General features: G+C 63.6%; 16 protein-coding genes, 1 tRNA gene and 1 pseudogene. 7 read left to right on the top strand and 11 right to left on the bottom strand.

Annotated features, from left to right (window positions below):
- Nucleotides 1-20 precede the first annotated feature (20 nt).
- Nucleotides 21-383, bottom strand: coding sequence for a hypothetical protein (locus IY145_RS15850; RefSeq protein WP_196409091.1), 363 nt, complete (start codon nt 381-383; stop codon nt 21-23).
- A 180-nt stretch (nt 384-563) separates the two neighbouring features.
- On the opposite strand from IY145_RS15850, the gene rpe reads away from it, so the two are divergent.
- From rpe to IY145_RS26325, 4 genes are all read left to right on the top strand, one after another.
- A complete protein-coding gene (gene rpe, locus IY145_RS15845; protein ID WP_196409090.1) occupies nt 564-1,250 on the top strand; it encodes a ribulose-phosphate 3-epimerase in 687 nt (228 codons plus the stop codon).
- A gap of 83 nt (nt 1,251-1,333) precedes the next feature.
- The gene (locus IY145_RS15840; protein ID WP_196409089.1) at nt 1,334-2,824 is read left to right on the top strand and encodes a pyruvate kinase; all 1,491 of its coding nucleotides are present in this window, start codon (nt 1,334-1,336) and stop codon (nt 2,822-2,824) included.
- Nucleotides 2,825-2,903: 79 nt separating this feature from the next.
- Nucleotides 2,904-2,978, top strand: a tRNA-Gln gene (locus tag IY145_RS15835).
- Nucleotides 2,979-3,075: 97 nt separating this feature from the next.
- The gene (locus IY145_RS26325) at nt 3,076-5,211 is read left to right on the top strand and encodes a DUF6538 domain-containing protein (RefSeq protein ID WP_196409088.1); all 2,136 of its coding nucleotides are present in this window, start codon (nt 3,076-3,078) and stop codon (nt 5,209-5,211) included.
- A gap of 56 nt (nt 5,212-5,267) precedes the next feature.
- Here the strand turns inward: IY145_RS26325 and IY145_RS15825 are convergent, their stop codons facing one another.
- Complete coding sequence (locus IY145_RS15825) at nt 5,268-5,816, bottom strand: DUF4279 domain-containing protein (RefSeq protein WP_196409087.1); 549 nt, start codon at nt 5,814-5,816, stop codon at nt 5,268-5,270.
- A complete protein-coding gene (locus IY145_RS15820) occupies nt 5,806-6,516 on the bottom strand; it encodes a hypothetical protein (RefSeq protein ID WP_196409086.1) in 711 nt (236 codons plus the stop codon). The genes IY145_RS15825 and IY145_RS15820 overlap by 11 nt, the downstream gene beginning before the upstream one ends.
- Nucleotides 6,517-6,799: 283 nt before the next feature.
- On the opposite strand from IY145_RS15820, the pseudogene IY145_RS15815 reads away from it, so the two are divergent.
- Nucleotides 6,800-8,863: pseudogene (locus IY145_RS15815) on the top strand (ATP-dependent helicase).
- A gap of 36 nt (nt 8,864-8,899) precedes the next feature.
- On the opposite strand, the gene IY145_RS15810 reads toward IY145_RS15815, so the two are convergent.
- From IY145_RS15810 to IY145_RS15795, 4 genes are all read right to left on the bottom strand, one after another.
- A complete protein-coding gene (locus IY145_RS15810; protein ID WP_196409085.1) occupies nt 8,900-9,889 on the bottom strand; it encodes a retron St85 family RNA-directed DNA polymerase in 990 nt (329 codons plus the stop codon).
- On the bottom strand, nt 9,882-10,841 hold the full coding sequence (locus IY145_RS15805) for a retron St85 family effector protein (RefSeq protein WP_196409084.1): 960 nt from the start codon (nt 10,839-10,841) through the stop codon (nt 9,882-9,884). Before IY145_RS15805 ends, IY145_RS15810 begins: the two co-directional genes overlap by 8 nt.
- 310 nt (nt 10,842-11,151) lie before the next feature.
- Nucleotides 11,152-13,107, bottom strand: a complete 1,956-nt coding sequence (locus IY145_RS15800) for an AAA family ATPase (protein ID WP_196409083.1) — start codon at nt 13,105-13,107, stop codon at nt 11,152-11,154.
- A gap of 231 nt (nt 13,108-13,338) precedes the next feature.
- Nucleotides 13,339-13,980 carry a hypothetical protein gene (locus tag IY145_RS15795; protein WP_210332681.1) on the bottom strand — a complete coding sequence of 214 codons (642 nt, stop codon included), beginning with the start codon at nt 13,978-13,980 and terminating at the stop codon, nt 13,339-13,341.
- A 40-nt stretch (nt 13,981-14,020) separates the two neighbouring features.
- Here IY145_RS15795 and IY145_RS25330 point away from each other — a divergent pair, with 40 nt between their 5' ends.
- Both IY145_RS25330 and IY145_RS15790 read left to right on the top strand, forming a co-directional pair.
- A complete protein-coding gene (locus IY145_RS25330) occupies nt 14,021-14,209 on the top strand; it encodes a hypothetical protein (RefSeq protein WP_210332680.1) in 189 nt (62 codons plus the stop codon).
- A gap of 107 nt (nt 14,210-14,316) precedes the next feature.
- A complete protein-coding gene (locus IY145_RS15790; RefSeq protein ID WP_246722062.1) occupies nt 14,317-14,589 on the top strand; it encodes a helix-turn-helix transcriptional regulator in 273 nt (90 codons plus the stop codon).
- 74 nt (nt 14,590-14,663) lie between these two features.
- On the opposite strand, the gene IY145_RS15785 is transcribed toward IY145_RS15790, so the two are convergent.
- From IY145_RS15785 to hsdR, 4 genes are read right to left on the bottom strand one after another with little or no spacing between them, the layout of a single operon-like run.
- The gene (locus IY145_RS15785) at nt 14,664-14,909 is read right to left on the bottom strand and encodes a DUF262 domain-containing protein (RefSeq protein ID WP_210332679.1); all 246 of its coding nucleotides are present in this window, start codon (nt 14,907-14,909) and stop codon (nt 14,664-14,666) included.
- A gap of 10 nt (nt 14,910-14,919) precedes the next feature.
- Entirely contained in the window at nt 14,920-16,227 is a 1,308-nt protein-coding gene (locus tag IY145_RS15780; RefSeq protein WP_196409081.1) for a restriction endonuclease subunit S, read from the bottom strand.
- Nucleotides 16,224-17,687 carry an N-6 DNA methylase gene (locus tag IY145_RS15775; protein ID WP_196409080.1) on the bottom strand — a complete coding sequence of 488 codons (1,464 nt, stop codon included), beginning with the start codon at nt 17,685-17,687 and terminating at the stop codon, nt 16,224-16,226. The genes IY145_RS15780 and IY145_RS15775 overlap by 4 nt, the downstream gene beginning before the upstream one ends.
- Before the next feature lie 20 nt (nt 17,688-17,707).
- Entirely contained in the window at nt 17,708-21,088 is a 3,381-nt protein-coding gene (gene hsdR / locus IY145_RS15770) for a type I restriction-modification system endonuclease (RefSeq protein ID WP_196409079.1), read from the bottom strand.
- Nucleotides 21,089-21,094: the final 6 nt, after the last annotated feature.

The following is a 21,094-nucleotide window of genomic DNA, read 5'->3' as shown; positions in this document are numbered from 1 at the left end:
CGTCGATGCTCGCTTCGCGCTTATTTGCACTGATTGAGATCAGGACGATCGGCGGCGCAGAAATTCGTGCCCTTCGCGCTGGGCTTGCCGCTGGAGGCGAAGCCGCCCGTCAGCGCCGCGCCCTTGAAGGTCGCCGTCACGACCTTGTATTTCGTGATATCCAGGCGGGAGTTGTCGCAGTGCTTCAACGCCGACGCGGAGCATTCGGCTTCGCTCTCGGCCGATTCCTGCGTGTCGCACTCCTGCTTGCCGTTGCACTTCTTGTAGGATTCCGCCTCCTGACCGGCGCAGGCCGTGCGCTTGATGCGAACGACGCAATCGGCGGCGAGAGCGTTCGTAACCGACAGCGCCAGCAGCGCCGCGAGAGCAATGGCTTTTTTCATGGGGTCCCCCCTCTATGTTGTATACGGCGGACGGGCGGTACAGACCGGGCGCCGCCATCTCATTGGTGCATGGCCATTGCGAAATCTGCGTGACGCAAGCTGATGCGGCCCGCCGGATCGCATTTGCCCTTGGCGGGATCCGCCATTATCTCGACTGCCGGCTGCGACGGAGCCTTTCATATGACTCATGACATCGTCATCGCCCCCTCCATTCTCTCCGCCGATTTCGCGCGGCTCGGAGAGGAAGTGCGCGACGTCGCCGCCGCCGGCGCCGATTGGATTCATCTCGATGTGATGGACGGGCATTTCGTGCCCAACATCACATTCGGCCCCGCGGTGGTGAAGGCGCTGCGCCCGCACGCCTCATGCGTCTTCGACGCGCATCTGATGATCGAGCCGGTCGACCCCTATGTCGAGGCCTTCGCCAAGGCCGGCGCCGACATCATCACCGTGCATGCCGAGGCGGGCGCCCATCTGCATCGCTCGCTGCGGCTCATTCGCTCGCTCGGCAAGAAGGCCGGCGTCTCGCTCAATCCGGGCACGAGCGAGCGAGCGCTCGACTATGTGCTCGACGATGTCGATCTCATTTTGGTGATGAGCGTCGATCCGGGCTTCGGCGGGCAGAGCTTCATCCCCTCGCAGCTCGACAAGATCCGCCGCATCCGTGAGACGATCGGGCGGCGCGACATATTCCTCGAGGTCGACGGCGGCGTCACGCCGCAGACGGCGAGCGCCATCGTCGAGGCGGGCGCCGATGTTCTCGTCGCCGGCTCGGCCGTCTTCGCGGGAACGGGCGTCGCCGCCTATCGCGAGAATATCGCTGCGCTGCGCGGAGCGGCGGCCGCCGCCGGCTCGCTCGCCGTGTGACGGCTCGTCGCAGACGGCCGTTGCGAAACCGTCACGAAGGAGGAGGAGAGCATCAGCGCCGAGCCTCGAACGGACCACATCCGATGAACGACTCCATTCACAGGACGGCGAGCGAGGCGCGCGCCGATCTTCTCGAATTGCTGACCGCCCTGTCGCGATTGCGTGAGGAGGTCGTCGCCGACGGCGGCGCGCTCCTCGAGCGCTGGGGCGGGCCGTTCCCGCCGGACGCCGCGCCGGCGGCCGAGAATCTCGCGCATTACCTCGCTCTGCGCCGCCGCGACCTCAGCGATCTGCAATCTCGCCTCTCGGCCTTCGGCCTGTCCTCGCTCGGCCGCAGCGAAGCCAAGGTCATGGAGGCGCTCGACGCGCTGCTGGCGACGCTGCGTCGGCTGACCGGGGAGGCCGACGCCCCCTACCCCTCGCCCGCCGCCATGCGCGCCGGCGAGGACGCCCTCTGCGCCACACGCGACCGCATTTTCGGCGCCGTCCCCACGACGCCCCACGCCGTCGTCATGGTCACGCTGCCGAGCGAGGCCGCGAGCGATCCTTCGCTGATCCGCCGGCTGCTGGAGGCCGGCATGGGCTGCGCGCGCATAAACTGCGCGCATGACGACGCCGCCGCCTGGGAGGCGATGATCGCCAATATTCGCGCCGCCGAGAGCGCGCTCGGGCGCAACTGCCGCGTGCTGATGGATCTCGCCGGGCCCAAATGCCGCATCGAGCGATTGCGCGCTCCCGAGAAGCTGCGCCTCTATCGCGGCGACCGTTTCGCCATGGTCGCCGCGCTCGATTCGCGCGGCGTCGGGCCTGTCGCGATCGCGCCTTCTTTTCCGGAGGCGATCGGCCAGCTCACGCTCGGCGCCGAGGTGTGGATCAATGACGGCAAGATCGGCGCGCGCGTCGTCGGCGCGATCGACGGCGGCGTCGAGCTGGAGGTGTTCAGCGCGCGCGGCAAGGGCGAACGGCTCAAGGTCGAGAAGGGGCTGAATTTTCCGACCACCGATCTGCGCCTGCCGCCGCTGACGCCAAAGGATTTCCGCGATCTCGACTTCGTCGCCGCCAAGGCCGATCTCGTGGGCTTCTCCTTCGTCCAGGAGCCGGCCGACGTCGAGCTGCTGCAGGACCATCTGGCGGCGCGGCGCGGCGCGCTGCCGAAGCAGACGATCGTGCTGAAGATCGAGACGCCGCTGGCGGTGCGCAATCTGCCGCAGCTCATCATGCGCTCGGCGCTGCATCACCCGACCGCGGTGATGATCGCCCGCGGCGATCTCGCTGTGGAGCTCGGCTTCGCGCGGCTGTCGGAGATGCAGGAAGAAATATTGTGGCTGTGCGAGGCCGCTCATGCGCCGGTGATATGGGCGACACAGGTGCTGGACCAGTTCATCAAGGACGGCGCGCCGAGCCGGGCCGAGACGACCGACGCCGCCATGGCCCAGCGCGCCGAATGCGTGATGCTGAACAAAGGCCCCTATCTGGCCGAGGCGGTGACCTTCCTGCGGGACGTGCTCGCCCGGATGGATCGCCATCAATCGAAGAAATTCGCGCGTTACACGCCGCTGCGCGCCTGGGACTAAAAGCGCCGAAAAAGTTGCGGAGGCGACGCCAGGGCATTATGGGATAGCCGCCGCCCGGCGACTCGGCCAGGCGGCTCGATGGGGCGTCGCCAAGTGGTAAGGCAGCGGATTTTGATTCCGCCATACGGAGGTTCGAATCCTCCCGCCCCAGCCAGAATTCCGCAAATCATTGGAATCGCTAGAAAACCGCCTCAGCTGGGGCGCGTTTCCACATCCGTGTGACACATGGCTGGTACACCACGGAGAATTTCGTGCCCGCCATACCCCATGTCGTGCGTCGCGGCGCGTTCTATTATTGGCGGCGGCGACTGCCATCGGCGCTTGCCGAATCGAGAAATTCTGCGACGCTGATTCTCGGCCTGCGCACCAGCAACCCCGGGAGAGCGCGCTACCTCGCCGGCCAGATTTCCGCGCTCGCCGATCGTTGTTTTTTTCCGGCCGCCATGACCAGTCGCCTCTCACAGCAGCAAATTCAGAAGGTGTTCCGCATCGTCTTCACGCAGCACCTCGACAAGCTCGAGGCCGTAGCGGCGCGCGAACGCACGGAGAACGATTTCGATCCCGAGAAGAGCCGCCGCAGCGAGCGCGTGATGGGGCACGTCTATCGCCTGCTCGAGACGCGCGGACGCGCCGCCGCCGTCGACGAGCGCTCCGCCGCGCAAATGGCGGCGCAGGGGATGGGGCCGGACGAGATCGCCGAGATCACCTTCATGCTCGATCTCATGCAGCGCCAAAACGTCGCCGCCGAAAAGCAGGAGCGGCTCGCGACGCTCGTCGAGGAGGTCGGCGGCGAGCCCAATCCGATGAATCTCGCGCTCGCGCAGGAGACGGTCTACCGGGCCTTCGCCGAGGCGAATTTTCAGTCGGAGCGCCGGCATGACGGCGTGCGCGTCGAGATCGAGAAGACCATCGCCGACATTCTGAAGGATCACGCCAGGGCGCCCCGCGACTCGGTCGATCACGCCGAGACGAGGCTCGTCGTTGCGCCCCTCGCCTCATCCCCGATTGTCGTCCCTCGAGAAGCGGCCGCGACGGCCGAAGGCGCCCGAAACGAACATGCGCCGCCGCCTGCCGACCCCGCGCCGAGTCCCGCCAAGGCGGCGAGAACGAAGCCGTTGACGCTCGACGAGCATCCATTCGTCGTGTTCGCCGAGGGGGTCATCCAGAAGAATGCGGACGCCAAGGCCTGGGACACGAAATCCCAGCGTCAGGTGCGTCAGATTTCGCGGCTTTTCGCGAGGCTCCTCCTCGAGCAGGGCGTCGTCGAGTTCGAAGACATCCACCAGAAGCACCTGGGCGATCTCGACGACCTCTTCGGCGCTGTCGCCAAGAGCTACGGCCGCAGCCCGCGAGACAATCACCGGACGCTCGATCAGCTTCGCGCGATCGGCGCGGCCAAGCCGCCATCGGAGCGCGGCTTGGTCGCCGGAACGGTCAATCGGCATTTTTCATTTCTGGGCCAAGTCCTCGCCCATATTCGAAGCCGCGGCCACAAGCTCGACCGGGACATCGACATGACGCTGATGCGTCGCAAGTCCACGGAACGCGGGCGCACGAAGCGTGGACTCCTGACCGAAGCCGACGCCGGCGCCATCTTCCGCCTCGCCTTCTTTATCGGCTGCGCCGGTTGGAAAGACGACGAGATATTGATCCCAGGCCCGCACGTCTTCCACCGCGCGCTGTATTTCGCGACGCTCATGCTCCACTACACCGGAGCGCGGCGCGAGGAGATCTGCGGCCTCTCCGTCCGTGACGTGGCCTACGTCGACACGGTGATCGACGGCAAGTTACAACGCCTCCACTATATAAAGATCAGAACGAGCGAAATTCGGCGCATCAAAAATCTGTATTCCGAGCGCTTGGTCGTCCTGCACCCGGAGCTTATCCGCCTCGGCTTTCTCGATTATGTCGCGGCCGTGAGAGCACTCGGCTATGAGATGGTCTTCCCCGATCTCAAATCGCCGACATCCTCGTCACCTCTGGGCGATCGGCTCTATGACGAGCTGATCGACGGGCTGCACCAAGCCATTCCCGACGCCAAGGAGCGCAAGAAGGTCATCCATTCGATGCGCAAATCTTTCGGCAATTCATTGAAGCAGAAGGGGATTCATAGCGAGATTCGGAGCGACATCATGGGGCATTCGGGCGCCACCCCGACCGAGGAAATCTACTGCGACGCAATCGCGCTCGCCGACATGCTGCCGAGCATCATGAAGATTCCAATCGTGACGGCGCATCTACAGCCTCACCCGATCCGCCTGCTGCCCTGGGTGCAGGACAAGATGCCGCCGCCGTTCTCGCGGAAGCGGAAGGGGACGGATGGCGTGGGTCCGGGACGTAGGCGGATGAGAAAGACGAAGGGAGCACCGGACCGCTCGCGACCCTGAGCGGTCATTTAGATCCGAGACAAATAGCGCTGGCAAAACCTTTGATATCCGCGCACTTATGTTTCGGACTCAATATTATCGACGTCCAGTGATAGGGCAATGTGTAGGTTAGCTAATCTTGCCAAAAGCTCGGGCTCAAAAACCTCGCCACTGTTGTGATAAAACGTCCAGCCGATGAAAAACTCGATATGGCCGCCTGCGCTTCGGATTGATTCGAAATATTCTCTGAACGGCGAAAGACGGTCGAGCAATTCGTTTAGAGCCTCGACCAAGCCTCGCTCGCGGTATTCCGCTTCGCAAAGAGTCGCATACCAATAGCTGAGCTTATAAACACCGCTCAGTGGTGTCCCGACACGGGTTCTCCGCGCTTCACCCGCGCGCCACGTCCATTCTGGCTCAATGCCAAGAGCTGCTGTTATGTGTCGCGGATCAATGTCGGGGTGGCGAACTCGCAATGTCACTACGTATGAATAGTGCCTTCGTTCCGGTTCTTCGTCCTCGCCATGGGACATTTCTGCTCGTCCAATTGAGCGCGCATGAGAACTGACGCCCGATTTTTTTATGCGGCCGCGGCAACCCGACCGGCTCGGCGGATCATTCATCATAGGGGTCGATAAGCGCTCCGGTAGCGACGTCGCGACGCTCCCGCCGGATTATCGTCGCTCTCAACTCCCAATACGGCATGTGTCTATCAAAACAAATGCTCTCGGCGAGGGACATACCGTCGGCGAGCTCGACATGGCCAAACCGAGCCGAGCGGCAGATAATCCCTTCAGCGGCTCTCGATAGATCAACGACCTCCAGCTTCCAGGAGCAATCATCACCCCATATGCACCCCGCAACAAAGCCAGTTGTAAGAGACATCCAGCGACCAAACGAAAGTTTGCTGCCATACTCGGTCGTTTCTTCACCACAATGCTTTTCTGCTTTTCCCTCAAACCACCAATCTTCGCTTTCTCGACCGCTTTCCTGATTCGTTATTATCACCTTCTTGTAGCGCGGCACAAAGAATTCAACAGGGCAGAAACCAATCGGCGCGGGCTCTTCGCCGCCCAAATCTACGCAATCAGGTAAACTCATTACTCGAGTCGATGAATAGTCTCTGGAGTAGAGGGCATACCACGCTCCGTCGATCTCGAATGGTTCAAAAGTAGTCAAGGCATAACCGGGATAGTTCCGTATATATTCTCCGATCTGTGTATCTCCATCGAAGATTTTGACCTGCGATGATCCCCAACTGCCAGTCCGATGCGGCTCGACGTTTGCCTCGACCCGAAACCGCCTAGCTTCTAATCCAGCTTTCACGGCGCCCCCCTCGACTACAATTCAAAGCACAATATCGCTAAAGCCCCTCGGGCGAACAGCCTGCGACCGCCCTCGCGCAACGGACGGCGCGTTTCGGATTTCGATGCCCGAAATAATCCCGCCGGTATACCGCCTCGCGCGAAAGTCCGGAAATGGCGCCTCACGGAAATTCGAACCCGGCCACCAGCTTCGCCCTCCCCTCCTCCACAGAACACACCGCCATTGCGAACAAAACAAGAATCATGATTCAGTCCGCTGGCCCGCTCACCCTGCCGATTCGCCCATGACCGCTGTCGCATATCTCGAAAAGCTCAATGCCGAACAGCGCCGCGCCGTCGAGCACGGGCTTGCTGACGGCCCGTCGGCATCCGTCGGCGGCCCGCTGCTCATCATCGCGGGCGCCGGCTCCGGCAAGACGAACACGCTCGCTCATCGGGTCGCGCATCTCATCGTCCGGGGCGCGGATCCGGGGCGCTTATTGCTGATGACCTTCTCCCGCCGCGCGGCCGCCGAGATGACGCGGCGGGTCGAGCGCATCTGCGCCGAGGCGCTGGGCGCAAAGGGCGGCGGCGACGTCCTCGCCTGGGCCGGCACGTTTCATGCGATCGGCGCCCGGCTACTGCGCGAATACGCCGGCCCCATCGGCCTCGATCCCGCCTTCACCATTCATGATCGCGAAGACTCCGCCGATCTGATGAATCTCATCCGCCATGAGCTCGGCTTCTCCAAGACCGAGAGCCGCTTCCCGACCAAGGGCACGTGCCTCGCGATCTACTCCCGCGCCGTGAACGCCGAAATCCCGCTCGAGCAGGCGCTGCTCGGCGCCTTTCCCTGGTGCGCCCGCTGGCACGAGGAGCTACGCCGCTTATTCGCCGCCTATGTCGAGGCGAAGCAGGCGCAGAATGTTCTCGATTACGACGATCTCCTGATCTACTGGGCGCAGATGATGCAGGACGAAGCCCTCGCAGAGGAGATCGGCGGCCGCTTCGACCATATTCTCGTCGACGAATATCAGGACACCAATCGTCTCCAGGCCTCCATCCTGCTCGCCCTGAAGCCGAAGGGCCAGGGCCTCACCGTCGTCGGCGATGACGCCCAATCCATCTATTCCTTTCGCGCCGCCACTGTGCGCAACATTCTCGAGTTTCCGAAGAGCTTCACGCCGCCGGCGGAAGTCGTCACGCTCGACCGCAATTATCGCTCGACCGAGCCGATCCTCGTCGCGGCCAACGCCGTCATCTCGCTCGCCGCCGAGCGCTACGCCAAGAACCTCTGGACCGAGCGTCGCTCCTCGGAGCGCCCGCAGCTCGTCACCGTGCGCGATGAGAGTGATCAGGCGCGTTTCATCGCCGAGCGTGTGCTCGAGGCGCGCGAAGCCGGCATGACGCTGAAGCAGCAGGCGGCGCTGTTCCGCGCCTCGCATCACAGCGCCATGTTGGAGCTGGAGCTCGCCCGCCGCAACATTCCCTTCGTGAAATTCGGCGGGCTGAAGTTTCTCGACAGCGCGCATGTGAAGGATGTTCTCGCTTTGCTGCGCTTCGCGCAGAACCCGCGCGATCGCGTCGCCGGCTTTCGCATTTTGCAAGTCCTGCCCGGCGTCGGCCCCTCCTCCGCGCAGAAGATTCTCGACTTCCTCATCGAGCGCCCGGACCCGCTCGCCAGCCTCGCCGAGGCGCCGACGCCGCCGCGCGCCGGCGAGGAGTGGCGCGGCCTCGTCGCCACGCTGCAAATGCTGCATGCGAAAGAGGGCTGGCCGGCGGAAATGGAAGCGGCGCGCCGCTGGTATGAGCCGCATCTCGAGCGCCTGCACGAGGACGCGCCGAGCCGCCTCGCCGATCTCGTCCAGCTCGAGCAGATCGCCGCCTGCTATCCCTCGCGTGAGCGCTTCCTCACCGAGCTGACGCTCGACCCGCCGGACGCGACCAGCGACGAGGCCGGTCCGCCTCTGCGCGACGAGGATTATCTCATCCTCTCGACGATCCATTCCGCCAAGGGGCAGGAGTGGAAGTCGGTCTTCGTGCTGAACGCCGTCGACGGTTGCATCCCCTCCGATCTCGCGACGGGAACGGGGCGGAGATAGAGGAGGAACGCCGGCTGCTCTATGTCGCGATGACGCGCGCGAAGGACAGCCTGCGCCTTGGTGACGCCGCAGCGATTTTTCACCCACGGCCAGCCGGCGCAGGGCGACCGGCATGTCTACGCCGCGCGCACGCGATTCATTCCGGCGGAGATGCTGCGGTTTTTCGACTGCGTGAGCTGGCCGGCCGTGGCGGCGGTGGGCGAGCGTCTCGCCGGAGGTGGGCTGCGGGTCGATGTGCGGGCGAAGATGCGGGGGATGTGGGGATAGCAAAGGGAAGGTTTCTATGCAGTTCGGCCTCCTTTTTTATTCTCGGAACTTGAATTCGATTATTGGGTCGTGAGGCTGCTGGCAGTTAGCTGTCGGGGGGAGTCTTGCCTTAATGCGCTCGATCACAGCCGGGCCATATTTGTCGACCAACCGCTCAAGAAACTCAGGCTCAATCGCGTTGACGAAGGCTAGAAGGCCAGAGAGACGCGCAGTTTCATGGCCATTGAGCTGCCCGAGCGCGTAATGGTGCAACGCGGCGCGGATATCTCTTTTCCGATCCCGTCCCAGTGACACCTTTCCATCGTCAGCGAGGACCAAGCCAGTTACGACTCGCCGGTACTTTCTTGTCGCGAGGACCGTTTTGTCCTCATTCAGACGCAAGTGCGGCGAGGCGACTTCCCGAATAATGCGTCTGAGCACGCGCTCTATGCCAATAAGATTATGAGCTCGCTTCGCGGAAAACGTCAGGTCATCAGCGTAGCGGGTGTACTTGACTTTCTCCTTGGCAACGGCTTCGGTAACGCGCTGGTCGAACTCTCTCATCAGGATGTTTGAAAGATGGGGCGATGACGGTGCACCAATTGCAAGACGCAGTACTGAGCCGTATTTCGTTCGCCGGAACAATAAGTTTGCGCTCAGACGTATATCGTCTACGTCCTTGAATACCGAATGCCGGCGGCAATACGCCGCCCAGTCGTCGGCTTTAATCGAGGGGAAGAAGTCGGCGAAGTCGAACTTGAGGATTGCTCCACCACCGGCATGAACAGCAGCGTTGTCTCTTATCGACCGGCCCTCCCGGTAAGCCATTGCTGCGTCATGTACGGGGAGTCGGGACAGTATCTCTTCAACAATGATCCTCTGGAGGAATTTAACTTCTCGCGCCGGCTGCGATATGATTCTTTCGCCACCGCGCCTTTTAGGTATCGAATATGTTTTGTAGCGGGACGGCGCTGTCGCGATGATCGTTCGAACGTCGCGTTCGCTAAGACCCGAAGCTGCCACGAGCGCCTGAACCACGTCAGACACGTTGCATCCCTTTAGCTGCTTGCTGGATTGCGGCAAACCTTAGCTTGTCTTTTTCCTTCCAATGTTCTCTGATCACTGCTCGACGTCGCATTTTGCTTGTATCCTTGGTTCCTTCTTTTACGGGCAACGTCGCCGCGTCTACGCCCTTTGCTATACTGCTTGCGGTCTGCACGTAGTAGTCATTCGTTCCCTTCGAAACAGTTGTGAGCCAGTCAACAGCAGCCGCGCAACGTAGATACCCACGAATCTGGTCATCGCTCTTCTCGGCCCCTAGGACCTTCAGCAACCATGATATCTCCCGAAGAGTGAGTGCTCCATATTCCTGTACCAGTCCTACAATTAGTTTTATCACATGCCCCGCTCGATGAGGGTCGAAGGTGGTCGGCTCTCGGACTGTGTTGACCCGGCGTTCCAGAGGCCCCTCCAACATCTCCACTAGCTTTTTCTTGTCCACTTTTGCGGCGGATTTTCCCTCCAGGCCAACGTCGTGGTCTGCAATTACATGGATCGCCTCGCGACCGACTTCGCGCTCGATGCGCCGAAGTGGTCCGAGTTTTACGAATGACGGCTCATTCCAGTGCTCTTCTTTGATCACGACGAACAGGCGTTTCATGATCTCGTCGATCATGGAAAAAGCCCCGAGTTCGGCGAGGCTGCCGGCACTTTCGCAAAAGATGATGATTAGCTCAACGATCTGAGCGAGATCCGTCTCGAATATGAGTATGTCGTCGTAGCTTTTATGGAAATCATATTGCTTCGTGATGTCCTCCGCCTGGATCAATTCCCGATCCCTCAAGGGCTTTGGAGGAAGCGCTTTGAGGAAAGCGTCCCTAAGAGATTTCGGGACAGGGTCTCCAATATCGCCGTATTTCCCGCCGCACAACAACACGACGTCGAACGGCTCCTTCACGTGGATTCGTTCGGCGTCGATTTCTTCGACGAAAGGCAACAAGTGCTTACCTTTAAGGACTCGGAAGACGGCTTTGCGCCATCGAGCGGAGCGGTCCCACGGACGATGGCGCAAAGCCGTCTTCCGAGGCCGCAAGTGAGGACAATAAAGTTAGACCTAGCGAAGCGCCGGGCCACGTGCCTGACGGCACGTTACGCGTAAGCATAAACGAAGCTATTTCGTAACCATCGGCCTGTCAATCGCGCCTCCCGGGGATTGCCCCGTCGGCCAACAATGCAGCAAGACGGAAGCCAAAACGAACTCCGAATCCAAAAGCGCTTGACGACGTCGTCGAGAAGGTCGCCGTCTTTGCTCATGCGTCCCTCCCGCGCGTTTTCGGGCCGCGGCCGCGGGCTCCGGAGGCCGCGACGAGCGTCGCGACATCCTCGCCGGTGAGAAATCTCCGCGCGAGCAGAGCCTCAGCGATCCTCTCGACGTCGGCGCGCCGCCTGCGCATCAGGGCGAGCGATCGCGCATACAGACGGGAGAGGTCGGCCTCGACGATGTCGCGCAGCTCGCGGTCATAAGCGAGCGATGCGGCCGCGTCGCTTCGATGCAGCAGCGTCGCCCCCAGCCCGTGCGCGGCGTGGCCCTCGGCGAGCGCGCGCGTCGCCATGGCCAGATCCGCCACCGCGCCGGTCGACGCCGCGCCAAGAATGGCTTTTTCTGCCGCCCGCCCTGCGAGCAGGATCATGACGCCGGCGTCGAGATCGGCCCTGGTCGGGAACGCTGGCCGTCGTCCTGCGGCGCGCGTTTCCCCTCCCGATGCGCCGCGCGGGATGATCGAGGCCGATGCGATCTGCATTTCGGCCTCCCGATAGGCGACGCAGTGCCCCGCCTCATGGACGGCGGCGACTCGGCGATCCGCCGGGGTGCGTTCGTCGGGCGGCGCGATGATGCGCAGCAAATCGTCCAGGGCCGGCGCACGCCCGGCCTCGCGGGCGGCCTGGAGCATGTCGCGCGCCCAGTCGGCGGCCTGCGCAGGCGTCGCGGCTGGGCCGGCGAGGCGAAAGGCCGCACGGAGGTCCGCATCGGCGACAGTGGAAAGCGCGCCGCCGAGCCGCCAGCGCAGCACGCGCATGAGCGATTCCGCGCCCGGCGGGCCGACGTCGACGCGTCGCAATCGTCCGGGTCTTGTGGCGGCGGCGTCGATGGCGTCGCCGCAATTCGAGGCGGCCACAATGATCACGCCCTCATGATTCTCGAGGAGGGTCAGCACGAGGGTCACGAGCGGCGCCCAAAAATCTCGCCCGCGGCGGTCCATCGACGCTCTGTCCGGACAGGCCGCGTCGAATTCATCGAGGCAAAGGATACTGGCGCCAGCGGTCGCCGCGGCGGTGCGCGCCGCATCGAAGGCATCCTGCACCGCGCGGGCGATCGTGCCGAGATGGCCGGCGTCGCCGCTTCGCGCGAAAATTTTTCCACATGAGTCGACGACCAGGGGCGCTCCTAAAGCGCGAGCAAGGACTGCGGCGAAGGTCGTCTTTCCGGCGCCGGGCGGGCCTGCGAGCAGCACGGCGGTCGTCGGCATGTCGCGCCAACGGATGCGACCGGCGCGATAATCGGCGACGCCCGAGACTATATCCTCCGCCAACCGGCGGAGATCAGCGGGGAGGCAGTCGAGCGGCGGGACGTCGGCAACGGCGCCGCCGACGTCCGCTTTCTTGGACTCCGCGGCGCGGAGGAGATTGGCAACGACATCGCGTGCGGATGCGCCGGCGCGGAAAGCGCTGACCGTCTCGGCGAATGTCAGCGCCAGCTTGGCTCCATCGGGAATCTCCGCCGGCGCCTTGCCGCGCGCGTGCTTTCTCAGGAGCCGGCGAAGAATATTCGCATCGGGCGGCGCGACGGAAATGCGCACGTCCGCCGCCGATAAAAGCGCGGACGGCAGGAGCGATTGCGGATCCTGCGAGACGCCGATGACGGGACGCCCGCCCGCGAGGGCCAAGGCCACTTCGTCATTGCCTTTCGCCGGGTCGTGCTCGCGCCGGGAGGAGCCGTCACGTGACACACAGAGGACTCGCGCCGAGTCGCGCCGCAGCACACGCGTCAGCGGGCCGCACCATTCGGCGCCGGGCGCCTGGACGATGACGGCGACCGGGTCCCCGCGTCGGATGCGCTGGCGCAGCGCGGCCGGCAGCGCCGCCCGCAGACATTCCCATGCGAGCGCATCGGCGACGGAGCCAGCCTTCTGCGCCGGCTCGTCGGCGTCATCGTCCACCGCGTCGAAAATGTCGTCCTCGCCTCCGAGGCGCCCTAGCTTGCTCATTGGCCCCTCCCGCGAGCATTGGCCACGGCGTTGGAAGTATCGCGCTCGAAAAGCATCCGCGTCTTGTCGACGGCGTCAGAAATGGAGAATGGATCGGCGTACATCGTGAAGGTCCCACTGATACGAACTGAAGAAGAGGAACAGCGGCGCTGGAACGGCGGGATCGCCGCATCGGCTGTCGAAGTCCGAAGGAGCGCGGAAAAAGCCCCGCGCTCTTTCGAGTCGCCGCGATCAGAGCCCGAACTGGCGCCCGCCAGCGCGGACGCGCCGCGCCGCCTCGCTCTCGACAGGCTGCTGAACTTGCGCATCCCGCTGCGGCCGAAAGCGCATAGCGCCCCGGGCCTCCGCGACGTCCGCGAAGGGGCGATCCATGACCGCCTGGCGCATGCCTCGGTTGTGATCGAACGTGGCGGCCATGGGCCGCAGCAGCGCGTTCATCTGGTGGTCCAGCTCATGGCGGAGCACGTCGCTCAGGGCGGCGATTTTCGCAGTCGCCGGAGCGCCCAAGAAGCGATCGATGTCCTCTCCATGAAGAACCACGTCCTCCGAGAAACCGGCTTGGCCCAGCCAATCGACGGCAGCCACCGTCGCGGTTTCGATGCCCGCAAACCCTTGCTGGCGCAGCCACGACGCCAGGGTGAGATTCAAGGCGCGTATCTCGCGCTCCGATCGCTTTCTCTTGGTCGGCTCCGTTGCGCCGCCGCCGCGGCGCACTTGCAGCGCCGCCGCCCAGCCTTCGTAGACCGTCAGAATATCCGCGTCGAACCAGCCGCTGATGTCTTCGGCGTCATGCGAGAGCAGACGATTGCGGTTCAGCGCGTAGTCCGGCGACACGACAAAGGCGAAGGCGGCGCGCGTGTAGGGGATTTTCACGCCCTGCCAGACCTCTGCGCCGGTTTCCGCGAGGGATTCGATGATCGCCGTCTCCAGAAGGCGGCCATGTCTCTTCACCACCGATGCGCAGGTCGACAAGACGCGGGAGAGCGCCGGATCGAAAAGCGGCTCCGGCGGAAACTTCGTCGCGACCGCGCTGAGGACGGCGGCGCGGGCGGCTTGGGTGAGCTCGTCGCTGCAACGGACAGGCTCGGGACGCGGGGGCTGATTACAGTTGACAGGCATGTCTCTTCACTCCTTTTGCTCGAGAGCACGCACTGCTTAGATCACAAAATAGGAATTGACGCACTAAATGGCATGTTTTATAGTTAACAGATGATGACCAAGCAGCCCATCCCCGCCCTTTCCGCGGCGCAGCTCCGAGCCGCTCGAGGGTGGCTGAACCTCTCGCAGCAGGACCTCGCCGACGCCTGCCTGGTCAATCGCAGGACGATCGCCGAATTCGAACGCGGCGCGACCGCGCCGCACGACAGGACCCTGTTGGATCTCCAGCGGGCGCTCGAGGATCGGGGAATTGAGCTTCTGTTCGAGAAAGGTGTCGCGGTCGGAATACGACTATCCACGGCCGCCGCCGTGAAGTCCGGCTGACGGGACGACAACAGCGCGATCGCGCCCGTCGATCCGCGACCGAAACTCCGAGAAACCGCGTGGCGGCGCCGACGCTATCCGTTCGAGCTCTCGACCGGCCGCGTCGGGAAGCGCGCTTCGCCGCCTGTCTCCAGCAGCATGATCGCGCCGACCGGAAAGGAGCGCGCGACCGAGACCAGCAGGGAGCGCACATGCTCGTCGTCCCACACCCAGCCGCGGTGAAAATCGGGCAGCTGAATCCGGCCGGCGACCATGTCCTCGAGGATTTGGTCCTCGAGGATTTGCGACAGGCTGATTTTGGTGGAGGCGAAGGTCGTCATATGCGTCGTCTCACGATAGCTTTTTTCTCGTCTTGCGGGCCGGCGGCGCGGCGCGGGCGGCTTTGATCTTCTCGAGGAGCTTTTCCGCCGGCTCGTCGCTCGGGTCCTGGGGGACGAGCTCGCCGCGAAAGGCTTTGGCGAGGATCGCCTGATCCAGACGATCGAGAAGCGCGCGCGCCGAAGCCGCCTCAGCGGCGATGCGGTCGATTTTCGCGAAGGCGGCTTCGATGCGGCGGACGATTTCGCGTTGTTCGGCTCTCTCGCACCAAGGAAACACCGTTGCTCGGAGAAACTTCATATGTCGACTGTAACCTTTGTCGGGCAGCCGAACTGCAAGCAGAGCAAAATATAAATATTGTATGTCAAATTCAGCTTTTACTTTAAGAACCTTTACGCCATCCGCTCCTTGTATGAATGGAATCTCGATCAGCTTAACGCATCGGGTATGGTCGCCAAAAACAACAAAAGGCGGCATAGCTGTTTGGACCATATCATCTCGGTCAGACCAACCAGCAATATATGGCTCACCTTGATCAACGATCGGAAGCTTGCCTGCCTCCCTGTATTCCTTTGTAGGAAGCTTACGGCGAGAGTCGGTCACGTCTACAAAGACCGCGCTAAAGACCTTCCATTCCCAACCTCTAGGCAATTCATCTTGCGGCCATTCACCACGTTCAGATTGATCCAAACCAAGCGCCGATAGGCAGCGACGATCAGTAAGCGCACTCTTGCTTGCTGCTCGGAACCCAGTTGTCAAATTGCCACTGAAGGCCTTTTCCAAAATCGCCTGTTTAGCGCGGGCGACGAGGGTGGGGATGCGGTCGAGATCGGCGCGGGCGCGTTTCGCGCTCGCGTCCAGCGCATCCAGTTTGGCGACGATGCGGCGTTGTTCGGCGAGGGGCGGCAATGGGATGCGAACTCGTTGCATGCCTCCTTGCGTCAACTTCAAGCGGGTCGTGCCACTAACAAATGGAAGCCAATCGATCGCGTTGAGCCACCGCACCAAAAAGCCGACCGAGATGCCCCCGCTCGGCTCGATGATATGAGCGTGATTATTCACCCAGAAGCGCCCATCGACAGCATAGGCGACTCCGCGCTCCGGCTGATCAAAATACCCACCATCTTCTGCGAGCAGCACGTATTGTCCGTCAAAAATATAATCATCGATATGATCGACGACGCCGTTCGCGCCGTAATACGCATATTTTCCTTGCCGCGACTGTCGCTGCTCCTGATTGAGAGGAATGCGACGGCCGTCGTGAAGGGTGATGACTTCCGTGAGCGGAGCTTCTGACCACCCGTCTCTCAGCTCGCTCATTGCGCCGCCTCGGCAGTAATCCCCTCGCTCCCCTCCAGCTCCTCGCTCAAAACCTCGATCTCCGCGAGCGCGCTTCTGAGATGCCCGAGGATCGCGCCGATCAACTCCTCCGGCTCGCTCATCGCATCTTCCGGGTCGCTCGACGTGTCGCGCAGCCAGGCGAGGTCGAGATTGTCGCCGCGCGCGGCGATGTCGACGCGGGAAAAGCAGCGGAAGCGTCCCTCCTCCCCTTCGTCCCGGCGAGCGCCGCGGCCATGCGGATCGTCGCCGAAGGCCTGCTCGAATTGGGCGAAATGCGCTGGCGTCAAAGGACTCGTCTTGCCGAAGGCGGGCATGTTGGCGCGCAGATCATAGACCCAGACCTGGCTCGTCTGCCCGCTGTCGGCCTCGCCCTTGGTGAAGAAGATCACATTGGTCTTCACGCCCTGCGCATAAAAAATGCCGGTCGGCAGGCGCAGGATCGTGTGCAGATCGCAACGGTCCATCAGCATGCGGCGCAATTCGCGCCCGCGTCCATCCTCGAACAAAACATTATCCGGCACGACGACGGCGGCGCGGCCTCCGGCTTTGAGCTTGCGGATACAATGCTCCACGAAGGGCAATTGATAGGAGGAGACCGAGGCCGTCACGGTGAGATCGTCGCGCGAGGGCCGTCCGCCCGCCGGGCCGAAAGGCGGATTTGTGAGGATGAGATCGGCCTTCTCGAGATCGGCGCCAGCCGGCGAGAGCGTGTCGCCGAGCTCTATGCGCAGGCTGTCGACGCCATGCAGAAAGAGATTCATCAGCAGCAGCCGATAGACGCCCTCGACATTCTCCATGCCATGGAGGGCGTAGCGGAGCTGGAACTCCTGCTGCTTCGGCGCGAGGGTGAAGAGATCGTCGGTCTCCGCCTTGATGAAGCGATTGGCGGCGATGAGAAAGCCGCCGGTGCCGGCCGCCGGGTCCTGGATCACCTCGCCGGCCTTGGGCTTCATGAGCCGCACCAGCAGGTCGATGAGCACGCGCGGGGTGAAATATTGCCCGGCGCCGCGCTTCGTCTCCTCGGCGTTCTTCTGCAACAGGCCTTCATAGAGATCGCCGAAGGAATCGCGCTCCTCGGTGAACCAATGCAGATCGTCGATGGCGGCGATGAGCTTGTCGAGATTGACCGGCTCGCGGATGAAGGTCGCGGCATTGGCGAAGATCGCCTGCACGGTGCGGTCACGCTTCTTCTGCGGATCGCCGAGATCGGCCAATATGCGGCGATAGAGCGCGAGCCTCGTGACGCCTTCTTGCGCGACGATATCGCGCCAGCGCGCGCCCTCCGGGAGCTTGTTCTCCTCGAGCTTTCGCTCGGCCAGCATCTTCAGGAACAGCAAATAGGTCAGCTCGGTGACATATTGCTGATAGGTGATGCCGTCCTTGCGCAGGACCGCGCAGAGGCGCCAGAGCTTGTTGACGAGGTCGGACGAGGGATTCATCTCAGCTCCAAATCGGCCGGTCAGCTCGCCCGGCCCCAAATGGCTTCGTTAAGGTCCGCGAGGACATCCTGCAAGCGGTGGTCGAATTCGGCGTTTACGGTCTCATAGCCGCCCTGAGCGGCGAAGGCCGGCTCCGCCAGAATGGCGCGGTCGCCGACGGGCTGCTCTTTCAGGACGCGGCCGATCCGGCGCAGCCATTGTTTCTGCTTCTGCGTCCAGGGCTTCGCGGCTTCGATCTTGGCGAGCGCCGAGTCGACGCGGGCCGCATAGGGGACGAGCGGATCGCCGAGCGCCGCCTGGCGGACGAAGCCGATGATATGGGCGGCGATGTCCGCATTGCGGGCCCGGCCGTAGGCGCGGCGCAGGCTCGCTTCCGAAAAGCCGTGCTCGTCCAGCTCGGCGGCGAGCGACTTCAGCTCCTTGCGGGTGAGCTCGCGCGGGCGCTGGGTCGCGGCGATCATGGCCGCGGAGGCGTTCATATTCTCGCGCACGAAGCGCTCGAAGGCGGAGATGAAATCCTCCGGACTCGCCGCGCCGGCGAAGACGTCCTCTACGGCGACGAGTTCGTCCGCATGGGTGGAGATGAAGATGCCGCGATCGCGGGCCGCCGGACGCGCGCCGGCGGCGATCGCCAAGGCCCCCGCCTGGGCCTGGAGCCAGGCCGGAGCCTCATGCGGCGGCGCGGCGCGCAGGCGCGCGAGGAAATCGCGGGGCGGCATGCCGGCCGCACGCTCGAAGGCTTGCGCCTGCGCGTCGGTCAGATGCTTGAAGGCGCGCCGGAGCCGCACGAGGATCTCGTCCCGGACGAAGCTGCGATCCTCGTTGGTCGGCGCGCGCTGGAGATCGGTGAGCAGCGTCTCCAGCGGAATATTCGGATCGACCACGACGGGGCGCATGTCGGTGACGGTCTGGAGATTGGCGTATATGTCCACCGCATCGAAGATGCGGAAGATTTCCTTGCCGATCGCCGGCGAGAGGCGAGTCGCGCGGCCGATCATCTGGTCATAGAGAATGCGGCTGTTGACGCGGCGCACGAAGACGAGATTGCAGATGTCCGGCACATCGACGCCGGTCGTCAGCAGATCGACCGTCACCACATATTTCGGGCGGGGATCATTGCGGAAGGCGCGGATATGGTCGCCCGGCCGATCGACCTTGCCGGTGATCTTCTGCACGAGGTCGTGCGGCTGCGGGCCATATTCCGTCTCGAGAGCGTTGCGCAGCTCCGCGACGAGCGTGTCGGCGTGATCGTCGCGGGCCGCGAATAACAGGGTCTTGCCGGGCGCCGACGGCGGAATCTCCGCGGCGACGGCTTCGGCGACAACGCGATTGAATTCGATCGAATAGACCTTCTTGTTGAATTCCTGGACCTCGAACTCGACCTGATCCGGCGTCTGGAACAGGTCGATCTGACCGGTGCGCGGGTCGATGATCTCGACATCCTCGCCCGCCGCGAAGGTAATGCCCGCCAAGGCCAGGGCCGTCTTGATGCGGCGTGGCGGGGCGTGGTCGATCAGATAGCCGTCCACCACCGCCTGACGATAGCCGTAGCGATAGACCGGCGCGCCGAAGATCTCCGCCGTATGCAGGGCCGGCGTCGCGGTGAGAGCGATCTTCGTCGCGTCGAAATAGTCCAGCACCCGGCGATATTTCGACAGATAATCGTCGAGCGAGCGGAACTCGAGATCCTCCTCGCGTAGCTCCGCGTCGAGCGTGTAGCCGCGATGGGCCTCGTCCACGACGATGCAATCATAGACGCCGGGCGTCGGCCGGTCCTCCTCGCCGTCCGGCGACAGAACGCGCTTCACCATCGCCTGCACCGTGGCGACATGGACGCGGTCCTCCTTGTCCGGCAGCCGCTTGTCGAGCCCGGCGACATTGTAGCTCTCGGAGAATTTCAGCAGCCCCTCGAGTTCGGTGTTGGCGAGCGCTCGAAGCGTCTGCTCGCCGAGCGCGTTGCGATCCACCAGAAAGAGGATTCTCCGGAAACGCTTGTGCTTGAGCAGTCGATACATCAGGGCGATGCAGGTGCGCGTCTTGCCCGTGCCGGTCGCCATGGCGACGAGAATGTCGCGCTGGCCGCGGCCGATCGCCTCCTCGATCGCGACAACGGCCTCTTGCTGAAAGGGATAGAGGCCCGCGTAATCGAAGGGCTCCGCGGCGAGGCTGGCCGCATCGGCGACCTGGGCGAGCTTGTCCTTCAGGTCCTGGGGGCTGAACCAGTCGCTCAGCGGCACTGGGGGGTTAAACTCGCGGCGCGCGTCCCGGAACCAGACGCCCGACAATGTCGGCATTTGCTTGACATAGGGACGGCCATTGGCGGCGAAGAGGAATGGGATCGCGCCCGGCGCCTCTCCGGCGATCTCCGGCGGGAGCCGCTGCGCGTCCGAGAGCTCGACGCCCTCGGCGTAGCGCGCCGTCTGAGCGAGGACGGCCGGCACATTCCTGCTCGCGCGCTTGGCTTCGATCAGGCCGACGCAACGGCCGTCAATGAAAAGCGCGTAGTCGGCGGGTCCGGTCGCCGTCGGCCATTCGGCGATGGCAATGGCGGCGGCGTCGCCGGGGCGGGCGCCCCGCGCGTATCGGAGCGTCGCGGAATCGACAGTCCATCCCGCGGCCGCCAGCTTCGAATCGATCAAGACCCGCGTGTCGGCCTCGTCCATTTCGATATTGGCGTCGGCGGTCTCGGCCGCCTGCTGGAGCGAGGCGATTTGCGCGGGCGCGCGGGTCTGCGCTTCCGTTCGGAGCAGGTCGAGCGCGCGTTGCGCATCCTCGCGCGCCGAAGCCTCTTCCGTCGCCAGCCGCTCCCATTCGGCGCGCTCCTCGGCCTCGCGTCGCACGAGCGACTCGGCGTCGAGCCGGGCGCGAGCGGCCTCGTCGGCCTCCCGCCGGGCTCTTTCCGCCTCGCCTTCCGATGCGGCGAGACGGGCGCGTAGGCGCTCGATCTCGCCCGCGAGCTCCGCGGCCGCGTTCCTCGGCGGCTCCGGAGGGCTGAAGGGCGCAATGGTCAGTTTCCGTTCGGCGCCATGAACCCGGACGTGCCAAACGGCGAGCTGATGGGCCAATTTCAGGCCGGTCAGCGCCTGTTGCGGCGTGCCGACGTTTTCGTGCAAGGCTGCATTGCCGGCCCGTCGCAGGAAATGCAGCACGTCGCCGGCCTGCCGGGGAAGCCGGCCCTCCTGCTGCAAAGTCCGCAGGGTTTCATCGAGATTCGCGCGCCGATCGAGAGCGAGGCCGCTTCTCGCGGCCAGGGATTTAGCCAAGTGTTCCGCGAATTGCCGCAATTTTCCGAGCGCGGTCGGCGCGTCCTGATGGAACGCCCATTCCGCGAGGGCGCCAAGCCGCGCGAGCTCGGGATCGAACTCCGTCAGGAACAGGAAATTTCGGGAATGCGGCGGCACTGGTGT

Origin of the sequence: Methylosinus sp. H3A (assembly GCF_015709455.1) — a bacterium.
GTDB lineage: Bacteria > Pseudomonadota > Alphaproteobacteria > Rhizobiales > Beijerinckiaceae > Methylosinus.
The sequence above is the reverse complement of the archived record's forward strand: the minus strand, read 5'-3'. Positions and strand labels throughout refer to the sequence as shown.

Coding starts and splice junctions, on each gene's coding strand:
- IY145_RS15800 (WP_196409083.1), bottom strand. CDS start 13,107: ATGAGCAAGCTAGGGCGCCTCGGAGGCGAGGACGACATTTTCGACGCG.
- IY145_RS15825 (WP_196409087.1), bottom strand. CDS start 5,816: ATGATGAATGATCCGCCGAGCCGGTCGGGTTGCCGCGGCCGCATAAAA.
- IY145_RS15780 (WP_196409081.1), bottom strand. CDS start 16,227: ATGAGCGAGCTGAGAGACGGGTGGTCAGAAGCTCCGCTCACGGAAGTC.
- IY145_RS25330 (WP_210332680.1), top strand. CDS start 14,021: ATGATCGCCGTCTCCAGAAGGCGGCCATGTCTCTTCACCACCGATGCG.
- IY145_RS15775 (WP_196409080.1), bottom strand. CDS start 17,687: ATGAATCCCTCGTCCGACCTCGTCAACAAGCTCTGGCGCCTCTGCGCG.
- IY145_RS15850 (WP_196409091.1), bottom strand. CDS start 383: ATGAAAAAAGCCATTGCTCTCGCGGCGCTGCTGGCGCTGTCGGTTACG.
- IY145_RS15840 (WP_196409089.1), top strand. CDS start 1,334: ATGAACGACTCCATTCACAGGACGGCGAGCGAGGCGCGCGCCGATCTT.
- IY145_RS15785 (WP_210332679.1), bottom strand. CDS start 14,909: ATGACGACCTTCGCCTCCACCAAAATCAGCCTGTCGCAAATCCTCGAG.
- IY145_RS15790 (WP_246722062.1), top strand. CDS start 14,317: ATGATGACCAAGCAGCCCATCCCCGCCCTTTCCGCGGCGCAGCTCCGA.
- rpe (WP_196409090.1), top strand. CDS start 564: ATGACTCATGACATCGTCATCGCCCCCTCCATTCTCTCCGCCGATTTC.